This window comes from Vibrio sp. 16, from assembly GCF_963681195.1.
GTDB lineage: Bacteria > Pseudomonadota > Gammaproteobacteria > Enterobacterales > Vibrionaceae > Vibrio > Vibrio sinaloensis_D.
In genome coordinates this window covers 721,112-737,669 of sequence record NZ_OY808998.1, presented here as the reverse complement: position 1 = coordinate 737,669, position 16,558 = coordinate 721,112, and the positions used below count along the sequence as shown (strand labels likewise).

The window sequence follows — 16,558 nt, the reverse complement described above, 5'->3', positions numbered from 1 at the left end:
GAGGGATGAACTCTTTACGTTTACGCCAACAAGTTTACGGATGGCTCCTAGCTGGGCCATTTGTACTGACTTTGGTGGTGTTTTTTCTATACGCATTGATCAGAACGGTTTACTTCAGCTTTACCGAGTACGACTTGTTCAGCGATGCAATCTGGGTTGGTTTAGCGAACTTTAAAGCTCTGCTTACTGACGACTTATTCCTGCTTTCACTGGCAAACACCATTTGGTTCTCGTTGATCGTGACCTGTGTGCAAACCGTGTTAGCACTTGGCTTAGCGATTTTAGTGAACTCTAAAATTCGCGCAAAAAGCTTCTTTAGAACCGCATTTTACTTACCAAGTATTTTGTCGAGTGCCGCGGTGACACTGATCTTCATTTGGTTCTACCAAAAGAACGGTTATCTGAACGGCTTTGTCACCGATGTGGTGAACCATTACCCGCACTTGAGCTGCTTTGTGCTTGTCGCTATCGCTACTCAGTTTGTGTTGGTAACCAAAGACAGTTTGAAAGGCTTACCGGTTGGTTGGTTGGATCCAGCATGGGGCATTCTCTCTTTCATCGTTGCGGGTGTGGCGACTTTCGTAGCCAGCGCAATGGGCTGGGTAGAAGTGACGGACCAAATCGTGGAAGTGAACTGGTTGAACACACGTGACAATGTGGGGCCAATGCCTTTAACACTTTGGGCAATCGTGATTCAGAACATTTACACCACTATCCCGACCTTCATGCTGCTGTTCCTAGCGGGCTTACAAGGCATTCCGGGTGAGCTTTACGAAGCGGCGCACATTGATGGTGCGAACAAGTGGCAACAACACTGGAACATTACGATTCCTCAGTTGGCACCGGTGACGTTCGTGGTCGTGACTTTCTCGATTATCGGTACGCTACAAATGTTTGACCAAGTAGCACTGCTTGGCTCGGCAGCACCGCTCGAATCACGTATTACGCTGGCTTACTACGTTTACCACAACGCCTTCCCACCAGGTGGCACGCCGCAAATCGGCATGGCAAGCGCGGCAGCATTGGTATTGGCATTCATCACGTTGGCAGTGGTTTATCTGCAGAAAATCTTTGGTGTGAAGGAGAAAGCAGATGACTAATCCCGTTTCAACCATGAATCACGATGATGCGAAACCTATGGCATCAATGGAAGAGATTTCCAAGTTCCAAGCGCGCCGTCGCTGGGCAAAAGTGGCGTGGGTTTACAGTGCGTTGCTACTGGTTGCGACTGTCATGTTAGGTACGTTCGTGGTGGCTTTCTTAGCGAGTTTGAAAGATGACCCACTAGAGCAGCCATTTAAGTTCAACTTTGCACAGGTTCAACCAAGCAACTGGGGTGCCGCTTACCAACTCGGTAAAGAAGGTAACGATGCGCCAATGTTCGGTGGTTTTGCTCCGGGCGCAGAAGTGAACTTCACTGTGACTTACGCGGTGGAAGACGGCAAAGAGCTGGCAACGCCAGAGATTGAAGTGCCACGCCGTCGTCCAGGTACAGGTATGGCTGCGGCTATCGTGACCGACTTTGCTGCCGATTACGCACAAGTCAGCGAGCCAGTGCTGGTAGACACTAACGACAACGTGACGTTTGTAGAGAAGCGTGGTCGTCGTGAACTTACTAAGCAAGGTCACAGCCAAACGTGGGCATTTTCCATCAAGTATCAAGGGCAAGGTCCTGAGATTGCAACGCTACCACTAACGGTAGAAGCGCCGCGCGGCCAAGTGCTGATTGATAGCACGCTAGCGCCAAGCAAGATGGAACGTCGTGGCCGTGTCGCGGCATGGGATAACGCAACGCCGGGTTTGATTGGTTATGTATTTAAGTCTTACGTTCGCGTGTACACCGAGTCGGTGAGCCTAGATACAGGTAAGAGCTTGTTCATGAGCTGGACCATCAACTCGTTCTTCATTGCGATTGGTAAGGTGATTCTGACCCTATTCTTTGCATGTACTGCGGGTTATGCCTTAGCTCGATTGAAGTTCACTGGTGCGCGTGCTGTGTTTGCTTTCATGTTGTTCAGCATGATGATTCCGGGCCAAGTGACGTTCATCTCTAACTACCTAATTTATAAAGATATCGGCTTATTGAACACACCATGGGCGGTCATCACCGCGGTCGTTGCTTCGGGTCAGGTTCTGATCATGAAACAGTTCTTCGAGAACATTCCGAAAGAACTGGAAGAAGCCGCAATCGTAGATGGCGCAAGCCCTGCTGTGATTCTTTGGAAGGTATTTATGCCACTGGCGAAGCCAGCCATCTTGTCGGTCACCATCCTTGGTTTCCAAGGTGCTTGGAACGACTTCTTCTGGCCGCTTGTGGTGATTAACAGCCCAGCTGACGCGTTCACGCTCCCTGTTGGTCTATTGAGTTTACGTAACGCCTATGGCGTAGCAGGTGACTGGAACCTGATCTTGGCGGGGGCTTTCCTGTCAACAATCCCAGTACTGATTGTATTTATGGTTTTCCAACGTTACTTCGTGGGTAACGACATTTCTTCCGCTGTTAAAGGTTAAATTTCGGGGATATTTAAGATGTTTATGAACTACAACGCTGGTCAAGGCGAACTAAAAAACTGGATCGTTGAAGAGACGGCGTTTGACTCAGCTTTCCAAGGCAAATGTGAAGTGGTAATGAGCCAAGGTAATGGCTACATGGGTGCGCGTAGTGCAACGGAAGAAAAATACGTGGGCCAAGTTCGCAACCTTTTCGTTGCTGGTACTTACAACAAGTTTGATGCAGACGAAGTCACCGAGCTGCCAAACTCTGCAGACATGAGCTCGATTGAAATCTTCATCGATGGTCGCCGTTTCCACCTAGAAACCGGTGAAGTGAGCAACTACTCTCGTCGCCTAAACGTGAAAAACGGTGAGCTAATCCGTGAATTCACATGGACAAATAACGAAGGTAAGAGCTTTGAGATGCGTTTCCGTCGCTTCTTCTCGCAAGCAAACCTTCACCTAATGGCATTTGACGTTCAAGTAAAAGCACTGAACAGCGATGCGAAAATCGAAATCCGCTCTGGTGTGGATGCGCAGCTTTCTAACTCAGGTGCACAGCACTTCCACGAAGGCGAAAAGCGTATCTACGACAAGCGTTTTATCGAGCTTCTACAACACACAACAGAGAGCAAAGTAGACTTTGTATTCCTAACGTCTCACCGCTACCTAGTTGACGGCCAAGAGACAGAAATCGACCCTTCACTTGCGATGGACCGTCGTAAAGTATGGGTAAACATCAACTACGATCTGAAAGCGGGCGAAACGTTCGGCACAGAAAAAGTCGGTGTGGTTCATACGTCTCGCGACAAGCAGTTCGATGTGGAAGGTTACGAGCTTCAAGCACTTCGTGACCACGCTCTGACGAACCTAAAAAATAACGCTGACCGCAGCTTCGATGAACTTCTAGGAGAGAGTGCAGCAGAGTGGGATAAGCGTTGGGCAGGCATGAACATCACCATCGGTGGTAGCGATTTCGACCAACTTGCAATTCGTTTTGCGCAATACCAGCTGAACATCTTTACGCCAATGCACGACTCTCGCTTCGGTATCGGTGCGAAAGGTCTATCTGGCGAAGGCTACAAAGGTCACTCGTTCTGGGATACAGAAGTATTCATGCTTCCGTTCTTCATCTACACCATGCCTGAAGTGGCGCGCAGCCTACTTGAGTACCGCTTTAAGACGCTAGATGGCGCTCGTAAGAAAGCGAAAGACAACGGCTACATCGGTGCACAGTTCCCATGGGAATCGGCACTAACAGGTGAAGAAGTAACGCCAGTATGGGGTGCAGTAGACATCATCACGGGTAAGTCGACGAAGATTTGGTCTGGCTTTATTGAGCAGCACATCACGTGTGACATCACTTACGCACTGTGGCAGTACTACCAAATCACTGGCGACCAGAAGTTCATGGACGACATGGGCTACGAGATCATGTTCGACACAGCAACATTCTGGACAAGCCGACTAGATTGGCTAGAAGACCGCAACATGTGGGGTATCTGTGACGTAATCGGTCCTGATGAGTACAAAGAGCACATCGACAACAACGCGTTCACTAACTACATGGCGGTAGAGAACATCAAACTAGCGATTCGTTACTACGAGGATCTAGAAGCGTCGAACCCAGAGCTACTGGCTAAGCTGTCTGACAAGCTAAACCTAGTGGAAGCTCGTCAAATGTGGCTAGACCGCGTAGACAACATCTACCTACCGAAGCCACGTGCTGAAGATAAGGTAATCCCACAGGATGACACTTACCTACAGAAAGAAATCATCGACCTGACTAAGTACAAAGAGCAGCCATTCGTTGGTGGTCTGTTCCAAGACTACAACCTAGAACAGGTTAACGAGATGCAGGTTTCTAAGCAGGCGGACATCATGGTGCTGTTCCTACAGCAGGAAGATAAGTTTGACCTAGAAACCAAACTGGCTAACTGGAACTACTACGAGCCGAAGACACTGCACGATTCGTCGCTAAGTCTGTCTACGCACTCGGTGTTAGCGTCAGATGTTGGTAACCCAGAGCTGTCTTACGACCTGTTCCAACAAGCTGCGTCTATCGACATCGGTCAGAACATGAAGAGCTCAGATCACGGCATTCACGCGGCGTCTATCGGTGGCATGTGGCAGTGTGTGGTTTACGGCTTCGGTGGCGTTCGTATGCTAGGTGGCAACCTGCGTATCAACCCTAACCTTCCTAAAGAGTGGGATAGCCTGAACTTCCCAATCTACTGGAAAGGTGAGCGCCTCGAAGTGACCGTTGACCAAGAGCAAGTTCGCATCGAGCGTCCAGAGTTCAACGGCCAAGCGTTAAACATCGAAGTTGCAGGTGAGCCACGTGTTATCGATTCAACAGAGGTGACATTCAATGTGTAAGGCATTCATTTTCGACCTAGATGGCGTAATCACGGATACGGCTGAGCTGCACTACCAAGCGTGGCAACGTATGGCGAACGAAGAAGGTTACTACTTCGACCGTGAAATCAATGAGCAGTTACGTGGCGTATCTCGTCAAGCGTCGCTGAACATCATCTTGAACGGCAAAGAGATCAGCGAAGAGAAGTTTGCTGAGCTAATGAAGCGTAAGAACGATTACTACGTGGATCTGCTGAACACGATTTCTGCGAAAGACGTTCTACCGGGTATTGAGCAATTCCTACTTGAGCTAAACGCACGTGGCATCAAAGTGGCACTGGCGTCAGCAAGTAAGAATGCTCGTCCTATCCTGCACCGTCTTGGCTTAACACCACTGTTTGATGCTATCGGTGATGGTTGGTCAGTTAACCGTTCTAAGCCAGCACCGGACGTGTTCATCCACGCAGCAGGCCAAGTGGGCGTAAACGCTGACGAGTGCATCGTAGTTGAAGACGCAGAAGCGGGTGTAGACGCAGCAAAAGAAGCAGGCATGCGCGTAGTGGGCATTGGTCCTAACGACCGTGTTGGTCACGCGACATGGCGCTTCGATGACACCAAAGGCATCAACTTGGGCGAGATCCTAGGTTAATCCAAAATAAGAAGTGTGGTGGGGCAGTCGTTGATATCGGCGTGCTGCCCCGAATCACCTAAAGCCCAGACTCTTAAAGAATTATAGGTAGAACAATGGCACGTTTAGAACTGAAGAACATCAACAAAATTTATCCTGATGGTGCACACATCATCAAGGATGCCAACCTGACCATTGAAGACGGTGAATTCACGGTATTCGTTGGGCCATCAGGCTGTGGTAAGTCAACCATGCTGCGTATGGTCGCAGGTTTGGAAGAGATTTCATCAGGGGACATGTGCTTAGACGGTGAGGTGGTTAACAACCTTTCACCAACCGATCGTGGGATTGGCATGGTATTCCAATCTTATGCGCTTTACCCGCACATGACGGTCTACGAAAACATCGCTTTTGGCCTAAAACTGGCGAAGAAAAGCAAAGACGACATTGATTCAGCAGTACGTCAGGTAGCGGAAATGCTAGAACTGACAAACCTTCTGAAACAAAAACCAAGTCAACTATCGGGTGGTCAGCGTCAGCGTGTGGCGATTGGTCGTGCGATTGTTCGCAATCCGAAGTTGTTCCTACTTGATGAGCCGCTATCTAACCTAGACGCATCACTACGTGTTCGTATGCGTTTGCAGCTAGCGGAATACCACAAAAAACTCAAATCTACCGTGATTTACGTAACCCACGATCAGGTTGAAGCCATGACCCTAGCCGACAAAATCGTGGTACTTCGTGCTGGCGTTGTAGAGCAAGTTGGCTCGCCTCTGGAGCTGTACTACTTCCCTCAAACACTGTTCGTAGCAGGTTTTATCGGCTCTCCAAAAATGAACCTGCTGCCAGCGACACTGGTTTCTGCTTGCGATGAAAAAGCAACGGTAGAAGTGGGTGACTACACCTTCCAAGCGGACGTAAACGCAAAAGGCGCGACACAAGGCGCATTGATGACGCTTGGTATCCGTCCTGAAGACATCCACCTTGACGAAGAAGGTGTGGGTGTGATTGTTGAGGGCTTCGAACGCCTAGGGACAGAATCACTGCTTTACACCACGCTAGTACGCGGTGGCCAGGAAGTATTGGTTCGCGTACCAGGTACTGTGCATGTCGAAATCGGCCAGCGTTTGAACATCCGCATTCCGGCTGAGAAATGTCACCTATTTGACAGTAAAGGTAAAGCCTACGAGCGAGGTCATACCCTTAATGATTTAATTACGCTACCACCTCAGGTGCAGCAAGCGAGTTAACCGCTCTCGCTCACAATTCTAAAAACTATAAAAAAGCCCACCATGAGGCGGGCTTAAGGATTACTGCGCTCAAAATTCGGGTTGCAGCCCGTTTGAGCGTGACATTAACGCCTGTTGCAGCAGGCATCGAATTGCCCCCCAAGGGGGCGACAGTAACAATGTGATAATAAGGTAATAATCATGAAAAAAACAGTAGTGGCATCTTCTGTACTTTTAACCCTTGCTTTTTCAGGTGTTTCATTTGCTGAAGACTTAACAGAACCTCAAGCAGAGAAAGATGCAAAACTTGCAGCGGCCGTAGAGCAATTGAAGTCGGAATACTCTAATGCTGAGTTATTAACTGCTCTAAGTGTTCCTCAACAAGAAGAAAGTAAGTTCCATGGTACGCTAGGTTCTAACGTTGAAGTTGAGCGTTTGATCCGCGATGACGGTGTTAACGAAGGTAAAGTTAAATACACCATTGCGCAAGGTAGCTTCCGACACGACGACTTACCAGGTTGGGATTTTGGTTTCTACTCAGGTCGTGAAGAGTTGTTTACTGGTAACCTGAAGCATGCCGACTACAACCGAGGCGTAAACTCAATCCAAGAAATCTATGTTAACCGTAGTTACAACCATGAAAAAGGTAATATTGGTTGGGGTTTGAAGTTAGCCGGTGAGAGTATTGACCAACGCACTACTCCGGGCGGTAAAGTGTTTGGTTCTTACCAACTGACAGATCGTTTAGGTATGCATGGTTACGCGCTTTACCACGTGGAATACAAGCGTGGCACGGGGGAGTTCCCGTACTGGGAAGTTGAGCCAGGCTTTAGCTACAAAATCAATGACAACACGGGCGCATGGTTGAATTTCCGTTACCAAGAAGGTCAGTGGAAGGCAAAAGATGGTTACTCTGAAACAGAGACTGAGTGGATCATTAAACCAGGTATTTGGCATAACTTCGGTAAACTTTCTGCGTCATTGTGGGGGGAGTTTGGTTCATTCGAAAAGAGTGTTGATTCAACAGGCGCTCATGCGTGGACAGAAGACTACTCTAAGCTAGGCGTATCTGCCAACTACCCACTTTCAAAGAGCTGGCGCATGTTTGGTGAGGCAAGCTATAAGAAAATTGACTTCGCTAGCGGCCCGCAACGTGATGAGTTCGATGGTTACATTCCTCTATTTATCTTAGGTGTGAACTACAGCTTCTAACCGCGCAAGAAATCCCTCCTTCGTCGTAAGGGGGGAACCCCACTCTTTTTCAATATTTCTAGTTTTGGACCAGCATTGGCAGCGTAGCGTCCGTTTTGGGAGCCTGTTCCAGCTCCATTTTTCGTCGCGTCCAAACCTAGAAATATTCACTACAACATTGGATTGGCTTATGAGCGAACAGTATCGCCCTTTATTGCATATGACGCCTAACTCAGGTTGGATGAACGATCCAAACGGATTGGTGTTCTTTAATGGTCATTATCACCAGTTTTACCAGTATTACCCAAGCGATACGGTTTGGGGACCAATGCACTGGGGACACAAAATCAGTACCAACCTGATAGATTGGCAAGAGCTTGAGCCTGCACTGTATCCAGATGAATCTGGCATGTGCTTCTCGGGCAGTGCGATTGTCGATTGGCATAACACCTCAGGTTTATTTGAGGCCGACAAACCTGGCTTATTGGCGTTCTACACCTCGTTCATTCAACCTAAAGTGATACTGGCTGATGGCACTGAAGTAGAAGATCCAATTCAGCAGCAATCTCTCGCTTATAGCCAAGATGGCATGACGTGGAAGAAGTTCGCCAACGGTGCACCGATCATTACTGCACGTGGTAATCCGGATTTCCGTGATCCCAAGGTGATTTGGCATGAGCAAAGCCAAGCGTGGGTGATGGTGGTGTCTTGTGGTCAACATATCGAGTTCTACCGTTCGACCAACCTATTGGACTGGCGTTTAGTGAGCGAGTTTGGCTACCGTCATGGTGCGCACAGCAAAGGCCCGTGGGAATGCCCAGACTTGTTTGAACTGCCTATCGAAGGCTCGCAAGAAACACGTTGGGTCTTGGTGGTTGGCATTGGTGAGGGTGCGCACTGTGGCGGTGCTGGTACGCAGTATTTCATTGGCGACTTTGATGGCGAAACCTTCATCAATCACAATCATCCAGAGACCGTATTGTGGCTCGATTTCGGTCGTGATTACTACGCGACTCAGTCTTTCTCTGACATCCCAGTTGAAGACGGTCGCCGTATCGTCAGTACATGGATGAGTAATCATCAGTACTCGCTTGAGTTACCAACCCAAGAGTTTCGCAGTTCGATGGCCATGCCTCGTGAGCTGTTCCTGTTTGAAGGTAAAGCAGGGTTACGTGTTGGACAACGCTTTGTGAAAGAGCTTAATCAGGCGTTAAGTCTTGATGTGCAAACGCCAGAGCCAAGTGACGAACAAGCGATTAGCCTTTACAGCCTGCAAGAAGTCATGAAGTTCAGCGCTGATGTGACGCTACAAGATATCCAAACGTTGCACCTGAATGTGTACCAAGACAATCCGGCTTACTTTGAGTTTGCTGGTGTCGAACAAGGGATAGAAGTGCGCTCTGTACGTCGCGGTCAGTTCGGCTCGGAACGCATTGATGAACACTTCCCACACGACTATCGCGTGACCTTACCGATTGAGAATGAATTCCAAGTCGAAGTGTTGATCGACAAAGGCTCAGTCGAGTTGCTGATCAATGCTGGCCAATACAGCTTTACCAACCTTGTTTACGCCAAAGAGACACAAGCAAGTGTCGCCCTAAACGTGGATAGCGGCTCGCTGGCACTGCGCAACGTTCAAGTGTCTAGCTTGGCAGGAGAGAAAACATGTTAAACGAACGACAAACCCAGCAAGCACTGCAGCAAGTTCTTGATTCGGTTGAATTGCCAAAGCTAACCAAAAAAGATGAAAAGGTGTTTCTTGAACGTTTGGCGCAGCATTTTCCATCTTTAGTTGGGCAACTGCACTCGCTTTATGGTGAACGTTATGACTTCTTCTTGCATCTACAAAAGCTGGTGGTTGTGCTTGCCAAAGCCTTTGCAGGTCGCAAACGCAAATGGAAGAACTTGGATGAGAAGCGCCTCGGTAATCCAAGTTGGTACCGCAGTGAAAAAATGCTCGGCATGGCGGTGTATGTCGACTTGTTTGCGGGTGATTTGAAAAAGCTACAAATGAAGATCCCGTACCTCAAGTCTCTGGGGATTAACTATCTGCACCTGATGCCGCTTTACAAAGCACCAGAAGGGGACAGTGATGGCGGCTATGCCGTGTCGGATTACCGCAAGGTCGATCCAAAGCTAGGCACAGAGAAAGATCTGGCGCAGTTAGCAGAGGCATTGAGTGATGAAGGCATCAGCCTAGTGCTGGATTTCGTGTTCAACCACACCTCAGATGAACACCACTGGGCGGAGCAAGCGCGTAAAGGCAACCCTGAGTTTGAAGACTTTTATTACTTCTTCACGGATAAGCAAGAAGTGGATGAGTACAATCAAACTTGCCGCGAGATCTTCCCAACCGTTCGTCGTGGCAGCTTCACTTTCTTAGAAGATGTAGAGAAGTACGTTTGGACGACATTCAACAGCTTCCAATGGGATCTCAATTACTCAAATCCTGCAGTATTTAACGCGATTACTGATGAGATGCTGTTTCTAGCTAACATCGGTTGTGAAGGTCTGCGTTTGGACGCCTTGGCGTTTATTTGGAAAGAGAAATGGACCCAATGTGAAAGCTTGCCGAAGGCGCATACTCTGATTCAGTGTTTCAACACCTGTTTGCAGATTGCAGCGCCTGCCGTGTTATTCAAATCTGAAGCGATTGTGCACCCAGATGAGGTGGCACAGTACATCGACAAAGATGAGTGTCAGTTGTCCTACAACCCACTGATGATGGCGCTGATGTGGGAAAGTTTGGCAACACGTGAAACCAAGTTACTGACAGCATCATTAAAGAAAAGCTTTGAGATTTCAGACCAGTGTTCATGGGTGAACTACATTCGTTGTCACGACGATATTGGCTGGACGTTTGATGATGCAGTCGCTGAGCAGCTTGGCATTAATGGCTATGAGCATCGCCGCTTTTTGAATCAGTTCTACACTGGCAAATTCGACGGCTCATTCTCTCAAGGAGTGCCATTCCAAGAAAACCCAACTACGGGTGATTGCCGAGTATGTGGCTCTTTGGCCTCTCTTGCGGGGTTAGAAAAAGCGATAGAAGCAGATGATTCACAAGCGATTGAGCACGCATTGAAGCGTATTCGTCTGCTTAATAGCATCAACTTGAGCATCGGTGGTATTCCGCTGATTTATCAAGGTGATGAGCTAGGTATGTTGAACGATCACAGCTACTTGAATGATGAGTTTAAACGCGAAGATGCGCGCTGGGTGAACCGCCCTCAAATTAGCGCAGAAGCGGTCGCATTGGCAGAAAGCAAAGGCAGTTATCAGCATCGCATCAACCAAGATCTTAAACAGATGATTGCACTGCGTAGAAATCACCCTGAGTTTGGTAATGCAAAGACTGAGATTTTAGAAACTTATCGTTCGCAACTTTTTGCCTACTGCCGAACTAACGCAAAGGGTGAGCAACTTCTCGCTCTCTGTAATTTCGCCGAATCCTCGCAATCAATTCCGGCGTCGATATGCGATATTTTGGGGTCAAGGCGAACCCGAGACTTACTATCTGGTAAGGAACTGGTCGGTGAAGATATTTTGCTGGCAGCCTATGATGTGCTGTGGTTAAAGGTAACTGAGTGATGAGAAGCGAAAAAGAGAAAATGCTCGCAGGTGAGCCTTATGAAGCGTGGGACGAAGAACTGTTCAACGAACGTATTGAGTGCCGTAAGGTGTTGCAAACACTGAACAATAGCATTCCAAATAGCCCAGAGTGGCGAAGCGCTGTTGACCGTTTGATTCCGGATTCCGAGGGGGCGTATCTCGAGCCGCCATTTCGTTGTGATTACGGCTCGAACATAAAACTTGGCAAAAACTTTTACGCTAACTTTAACTGCGTGGTGCTCGATGTGGCAGAGGTGCACATTGGTGATAATGTGCTGTTCGCGCCGAATGTACAAATTTACACGGCAGGCCACCCATTAGATGTAAAAGGGCGCGTAGAAGATGGCGTTGAGTTTGGTACACCGATTACGATTGGTGATAACGTGTGGCTTGGCGGCGGTGTTATCGTTTGTCCGGGCGTTACCATTGGTGCTAACAGTGTCATTGGTGCCGGTAGCGTAGTGACGAAAGATATTCCTGCGAATGTTGTCGCGGCGGGTAACCCGTGCCGTGTTATCCGTTCGATTGATCAAGGTGATCTCTAGAGTTCTGCTAGGAGAGCCTACCCGCAACACTGCCTAGATGATAAGACAGCCTTCAGCATGTTGGCGGAAGACGTCTCTTTCTCTTTAAAGCCTGCAGCCCCTCACAGCAGGCTTTTTCATTTCTAAGATATAAAACGCCCGCCGGTTGTGCTAGGTTGTCCACTTTTCGTTGCGCTGGCGTGCAATCAAGCGTGTTTTTTCTGCTGCCAGCTCGATAATATTTTGACTGATGCTTTGGATTCAATGGCTCCCATGATGGTAAAACGCAAAAAAAGTCGCTCAATCTTCACCTATCTCTACCTCACGGGAGTGGTCAGTATTCTGGGTACCATTACCTTGTTTACCAAACTTACTGACGGCTACATGCTACAAGGAGACATTGATTCGTTTGTTGAGAGCTCTGCCATTCATGTAAAGCGTTACCTCGAAACTGAGGGCGAGCCAGATGGGCTATACGAAAGGCTAAACAGTCAAGACGAGTTGGTGTTCTATAACTACACGCTCTCATTGGTGGACAACAGTGAGGTGGCGGGCGAGCGGTGTAAAGAGTGCGTGATGCTTGTCAGTGACACAGGACCCAAGGTGTACGTGCGTGACGACGACTATTTCTCTTCTGCGTTACCCATTCCCAACAGCGACAAGTTTTTACTGCTGACTGAAATTGAAGAGCCCTCTCACACTCACGAAGAGTGGTATGAGGATGAAGATACACAGTTTTTTACCGCCTTGTTTACTTTGATTGGTTTGGTGATCGGGCTTCTGATATACACGCCGCTTGTGATGATTAATCGACGTGTCAAAAAGCTACTCCACACGCAGCGCGTTTTTGGTCAGGGAGATCTGAGCGTGCGCGCTGAGCCGAGTGCTCTGTCACCGATGAAAGAGATTGTTGAGAGTTTCAATTACATGGCGGACGATATTGAAGCTCGCGTCAAACAGGCGCAAATCTTCTCTTACGCCATTCCTCATGAGATTCGAACGCCGTTGACGCGTATTCAGATGGCCAGTGATCTGCTAAGGCGAGAGGATACCGTCGATAAAAACGACCTATTTGATCAAATAGACCGTTATATTGGCGATATTTCACTGTTAACGTCAGACATCCTCAAACTGGCAAAGCTGACCAACCAGCATGGAGAAATGCAGCTAGAGCCGACTTGTTTTTCGTTGGTTGAGCTCTGCCAAGATCGCATCCAAGTTACCGCGGAGCCGGGCAGCGCGACGTTTGTTATTCAACACGAATTGGATAACCCTAAGGTCTATGGCTGCGATTGCTACGCTAAATTGGTGCTCGATAATTTGATCAAGAACGCGAACAAATATGGTAATGGCAAAGTTGAAGTGTCGATCGAGCAGGACCAAACCTGCTACCTGATCCATGTTGAAGACAACGGTGAAGGGATACCTGAAGAGAAACAAGAAGAAATCTTCATCGCCTTTTCTCGCTTGGATGCGAGCCGAAACTTAAATCAAGGCGGCTTTGGTTTAGGTTTGGCGATCGCCAATCAAGCAGCGAAGAATCTTGGCTGGCGATTGGCCGTCAGCCAAAGCCAACTAGGCGGTGCAAAGTTTTCCATCACTATCCCGAAAGCGATAGAAAACCGCGCTGTATCCACTTGCACGCCTTGTTGATGACGCTTACCACTCTAAATTTCTGCATGCCTTTGTGCTTTGGCTTGGGAGCGCAAGCTGTCTACCACTTGGGGTAACAGCGACATCGCGATCATGCCTACCATTAAGCTGTATTGCACGGGGGTAAAAGACTCACCGAGCAATAGCAGCCCAGATACGATCCCCGCCACAGGGTTAGCAATACCGCCAAAGGTAAAATCGACCACAGACATGCGTTGCAACAACCACACATACAGACCGTAGCCCAGCGCAGTATTGAGTAGAACAACCCAAAGTAGCCCCAACACGTTGGTCATCGAGAGCTGCTCAATCGCCGCGATGTATTGGGCGGGTTGAATCATGCTATGGATGATGGCAGCAAGCGTTAGGATTGCGCCGCCTAGAATCAGTTGCCAGCTCAATACTGTCCACCAGTGAATACGCTCACCTAGTGACTTGGTTAATGAACTGCCGACAATAATGCAGCTGATCGCGCCAAGCATCGCCGCCAAACCAACGGGGTTTAAGCTGATGGAGCGCGGATCAAACAGCATCCAAGCTAGAGCAATCAGTGCCGCCCCACTGACCGCCTGCAGTCGACCCGGGCGTTTTTTGTATCGCAACCAAGTGTAGAGCATCGCGAATACGGGCACTGAAATCATTCCCACCCCAGAAATGGCTGATGGCAGCGTGAGCGCCATAACAAAGATCAGAACAAAGAAGGTGGCAATGTTGATAAAGCCCAAGCGAACAAGAACGCCCCAATCTTGCGCCTTAGGTAAACTGGGTTTGAATGCCAGAAGCAGCAGACCAGCAGGGAGCGCTCTTATCGCCCCTAACAACAATGGCGGCCAATCCGCGAGTGTGTATTGGGTAACGGCATAAGTGGTTCCCCAAAAGAAGGCGGGGATCATCGCAAGCAATATGTTCATCATTTATCTTCATATTAAGATACTTTAAGTTAAACTTACTCCTCACATTGCTGTTTGTAAAGTATCTTTATGTTAAGATACTTCGAGTTTGCTATGGGAGTAAGAGAGAGATTCATGGATGCGATAGATAAAGTGGTGAGCCAGTGGGCCGATGAGAAGCCAGATTTGGATACTCAGCCTATGGCGATCATGGGTCGCTTAATGCGAATTGCAAAGTACATGGAGTCTGAGGTTGCAGAGCTGCATAAGCGATATGACTTAAAGCTCGGTGAGTTTGATGTGCTCGCGACTTTGCGTCGAAGTGGCGCGCCGTTTCGTTTAACGCCTTCAGAGCTGATTAATTCCATGATGCTGACATCAGGCGCCATGACCAATCGGCTCGACAAGTTAGAAGCCAAAAGTTTGATCAGCCGCCAGCACAGCAAAGAAGACCGTCGCAGTGTGACCGTTGAGCTGACTCAAGAGGGGCTGAAGTTGATTGACCAAATCATTGAGGAGCATGTGGGCGTGCAGACTCAGTTAGTCGCCGGACTGAGTCATGAGCAACAGACTGAGCTCAATCTGCTGTTAAAACACTGGCTGGCCCAGTATGAATAACCTGAACTAAATTGTGCCTGAGGGAGAGCCTCGGGCATTTTTTTATTCTCTCTGTGAGCGGGTCGAATTTGCCCTGCGTGATTCAAGGTGCCCTTGTGATATGTTAAGCAAAATACCGATAGTGGGTGATCATAAGGCGCACTAATGCAGTTAAACACGCTAATTGCTCGCCAAATCGTAGAGCGAGCGACAAAAATTATTCAATTTCCCGTTAACGTGATGGATGAAAACGGACAGATCATCGGCTCTAGTGATCCCTCCCGTTTGCACCGCACTCATGAAGGCGCGCTGTTAGCGATCCACGACAATCGTACGGTTGAAATCAACAAGACCGTAGCCAGCACACTAAATGGCGTCAAAGAGGGGATCAACCTCCCTATTCTTCACCAAGAGTTGGTCATTGGTGTGGTGGGCATATCAGGTCAACCCGATGAAGTCAGGCGCTATGGTGAGCTTGTCAAAATGACCGCTGAACTGATTGTCGAACAAGAAGCCATGATGGCGCAGATTCAGTGGAACAAACGTCATCGTGAAGAGTTACTTATCCAGCTTATTCAAGGCTCTACATTAAACGAAAACCAACTGCTATCGATTGCTGAGCGTTTGGATCTCAACCTTTCTCAACCCCGAATTGCCGCCGCAGTGAAAGTGATCCCAAAAAAAGGGCAGCCTTTAACGCTGGAGCATCTTCAGAAATTGGTCCACTTGCTCGAGTATCCAGAGCGAAACAATATCGTTGGTATCGTGTCGGTATCGATGAATGAAGTGGTAGTGCTCAAACCCGTTACGCTGGTTGGTGGTGTCTGGAATCACATGGAAGAGCGGCGCCGTGTGAAAAAGCTTCTTAAGCGCGTAGAGCAAGAATCGGACTTTTCGATCCAGATTGCGATGGGGCAGTATTTCCCGGGGCTGGCAGGTTTAGCGCGTTCTTACGATACCGCCAAAGCAACGCTAGATGGCGCAAAGCAGAGCAAAGACGCCATTCTTTTCTATCAAGATCATAAGCTATCGGTGTTAGTGGGGGGCTTAAAACAAGACGAGTGGAGGCAAGCACAGCTACTAGAACCACTGGTCAAGCTCCAACAACAAGACAGCAAGGGCGCATTACTTAAAACACTCCGCGTGTTTTTTGACCAAGATTGCGATCTAGCTCAAACTTGTGCAGCGCTACATATTCACCGAAATACACTCCGTTACCGATTGGAAAAGATAGAAGAGGTGACTAATCTAAAAATCAACAAGTTAGATCATAAGGTGCAGTTATATCTAGCCTTAAAATGCTTGTGATTACCATTAGGTTTTTGTGCAAGTTGACAGTTTATGTTGCCTTTTGAATTGATAAATTTGTCACCTTGCATAAAG

General features: G+C 48.3%; 13 protein-coding genes. 12 read left to right on the top strand and 1 reads right to left on the bottom strand.

Going from position 1 to position 16,558, the window contains the following annotated elements:
• The first annotated feature begins 5 nt into the window (after nt 1-5).
• The 10 genes from U9J37_RS17645 (at nt 6) to U9J37_RS17600 (ending at nt 13,688) form a co-directional block, all read left to right on the top strand.
• Entirely contained in the window at nt 6-1,100 is a 1,095-nt protein-coding gene (locus tag U9J37_RS17645; RefSeq protein WP_005469078.1) for a carbohydrate ABC transporter permease, read from the top strand.
• Nucleotides 1,093-2,511 (top strand): carbohydrate ABC transporter permease, encoded by a 1,419-nt coding sequence (locus tag U9J37_RS17640; RefSeq protein ID WP_045410775.1) that lies wholly within the window; start codon nt 1,093-1,095, stop codon nt 2,509-2,511. The genes U9J37_RS17645 and U9J37_RS17640 overlap by 8 nt, the downstream gene beginning before the upstream one ends.
• An 18-nt stretch (nt 2,512-2,529) precedes the next feature.
• Nucleotides 2,530-4,872 carry a glycoside hydrolase family 65 protein gene (locus U9J37_RS17635; protein WP_005469239.1) on the top strand — a complete coding sequence of 781 codons (2,343 nt, stop codon included), beginning with the start codon at nt 2,530-2,532 and terminating at the stop codon, nt 4,870-4,872.
• Entirely contained in the window at nt 4,865-5,500 is a 636-nt protein-coding gene (gene pgmB, locus U9J37_RS17630; protein ID WP_005434287.1) for a beta-phosphoglucomutase, read from the top strand. The genes U9J37_RS17635 and pgmB overlap by 8 nt, the downstream gene beginning before the upstream one ends.
• Before the next feature lie 95 nt (nt 5,501-5,595).
• The gene (locus U9J37_RS17625; RefSeq protein WP_005469310.1) at nt 5,596-6,729 is read left to right on the top strand and encodes an ABC transporter ATP-binding protein; all 1,134 of its coding nucleotides are present in this window, start codon (nt 5,596-5,598) and stop codon (nt 6,727-6,729) included.
• A 180-nt stretch (nt 6,730-6,909) separates the two neighbouring features.
• Nucleotides 6,910-7,920: an OmpG porin family protein gene (locus tag U9J37_RS17620; protein WP_005469392.1), complete on the top strand. Its 1,011-nt coding sequence runs from the start codon at nt 6,910-6,912 to the stop codon at nt 7,918-7,920.
• A 169-nt stretch (nt 7,921-8,089) separates the two neighbouring features.
• On the top strand, nt 8,090-9,571 hold the full coding sequence (locus tag U9J37_RS17615) for a glycoside hydrolase family 32 protein (protein ID WP_043886402.1): 1,482 nt from the start codon (nt 8,090-8,092) through the stop codon (nt 9,569-9,571).
• Nucleotides 9,565-11,490 carry an alpha-amylase family protein gene (locus tag U9J37_RS17610; RefSeq protein ID WP_005469090.1) on the top strand — a complete coding sequence of 642 codons (1,926 nt, stop codon included), beginning with the start codon at nt 9,565-9,567 and terminating at the stop codon, nt 11,488-11,490. Before U9J37_RS17615 ends, U9J37_RS17610 begins: the two co-directional genes overlap by 7 nt.
• On the top strand, nt 11,490-12,056 hold the full coding sequence (locus U9J37_RS17605; RefSeq protein ID WP_005469298.1) for a sugar O-acetyltransferase: 567 nt from the start codon (nt 11,490-11,492) through the stop codon (nt 12,054-12,056). The genes U9J37_RS17610 and U9J37_RS17605 overlap by 1 nt, the downstream gene beginning before the upstream one ends.
• Before the next feature lie 252 nt (nt 12,057-12,308).
• The gene (locus tag U9J37_RS17600; RefSeq protein ID WP_322414270.1) at nt 12,309-13,688 is read left to right on the top strand and encodes a sensor histidine kinase; all 1,380 of its coding nucleotides are present in this window, start codon (nt 12,309-12,311) and stop codon (nt 13,686-13,688) included.
• 14 nt (nt 13,689-13,702) lie between these two features.
• Here the strand turns inward: U9J37_RS17600 and U9J37_RS17595 are convergent, their stop codons facing one another.
• Nucleotides 13,703-14,599: a DMT family transporter gene (locus U9J37_RS17595; RefSeq protein WP_043886444.1), complete on the bottom strand. Its 897-nt coding sequence runs from the start codon at nt 14,597-14,599 to the stop codon at nt 13,703-13,705.
• Nucleotides 14,600-14,713: 114 nt separating this feature from the next.
• Between U9J37_RS17595 and U9J37_RS17590 the strand changes: the two genes are divergently transcribed.
• Together U9J37_RS17590 and U9J37_RS17585 are read left to right on the top strand one after the other, a co-directional pair.
• On the top strand, nt 14,714-15,196 hold the full coding sequence (locus U9J37_RS17590; protein WP_005469243.1) for a MarR family winged helix-turn-helix transcriptional regulator: 483 nt from the start codon (nt 14,714-14,716) through the stop codon (nt 15,194-15,196).
• A 144-nt stretch (nt 15,197-15,340) separates the two neighbouring features.
• Nucleotides 15,341-16,483 (top strand): sugar diacid recognition domain-containing protein, encoded by a 1,143-nt coding sequence (locus U9J37_RS17585; protein ID WP_005469233.1) that lies wholly within the window; start codon nt 15,341-15,343, stop codon nt 16,481-16,483.
• Nucleotides 16,484-16,558: the final 75 nt, after the last annotated feature.

Bases quoted from the DNA above. Each gene is read 5' to 3' on its own strand.
- U9J37_RS17645 (WP_005469078.1), top strand. From the start codon at position 6: ATGAACTCTTTACGTTTACGCCAACAAGTTTACGGATGGCTCCTAGCT.
- U9J37_RS17640 (WP_045410775.1), top strand. From the start codon at position 1,093: ATGACTAATCCCGTTTCAACCATGAATCACGATGATGCGAAACCTATG.
- U9J37_RS17635 (WP_005469239.1), top strand. From the start codon at position 2,530: ATGTTTATGAACTACAACGCTGGTCAAGGCGAACTAAAAAACTGGATC.
- pgmB (WP_005434287.1), top strand. From the start codon at position 4,865: ATGTGTAAGGCATTCATTTTCGACCTAGATGGCGTAATCACGGATACG.
- U9J37_RS17625 (WP_005469310.1), top strand. From the start codon at position 5,596: ATGGCACGTTTAGAACTGAAGAACATCAACAAAATTTATCCTGATGGT.
- U9J37_RS17620 (WP_005469392.1), top strand. From the start codon at position 6,910: ATGAAAAAAACAGTAGTGGCATCTTCTGTACTTTTAACCCTTGCTTTT.
- U9J37_RS17615 (WP_043886402.1), top strand. From the start codon at position 8,090: ATGAGCGAACAGTATCGCCCTTTATTGCATATGACGCCTAACTCAGGT.
- U9J37_RS17610 (WP_005469090.1), top strand. From the start codon at position 9,565: ATGTTAAACGAACGACAAACCCAGCAAGCACTGCAGCAAGTTCTTGAT.
- U9J37_RS17605 (WP_005469298.1), top strand. From the start codon at position 11,490: ATGAGAAGCGAAAAAGAGAAAATGCTCGCAGGTGAGCCTTATGAAGCG.
- U9J37_RS17600 (WP_322414270.1), top strand. From the start codon at position 12,309: ATGATGGTAAAACGCAAAAAAAGTCGCTCAATCTTCACCTATCTCTAC.
- U9J37_RS17595 (WP_043886444.1), bottom strand. From the start codon at position 14,599: ATGAACATATTGCTTGCGATGATCCCCGCCTTCTTTTGGGGAACCACT.
- U9J37_RS17590 (WP_005469243.1), top strand. From the start codon at position 14,714: ATGGATGCGATAGATAAAGTGGTGAGCCAGTGGGCCGATGAGAAGCCA.
- U9J37_RS17585 (WP_005469233.1), top strand. From the start codon at position 15,341: ATGCAGTTAAACACGCTAATTGCTCGCCAAATCGTAGAGCGAGCGACA.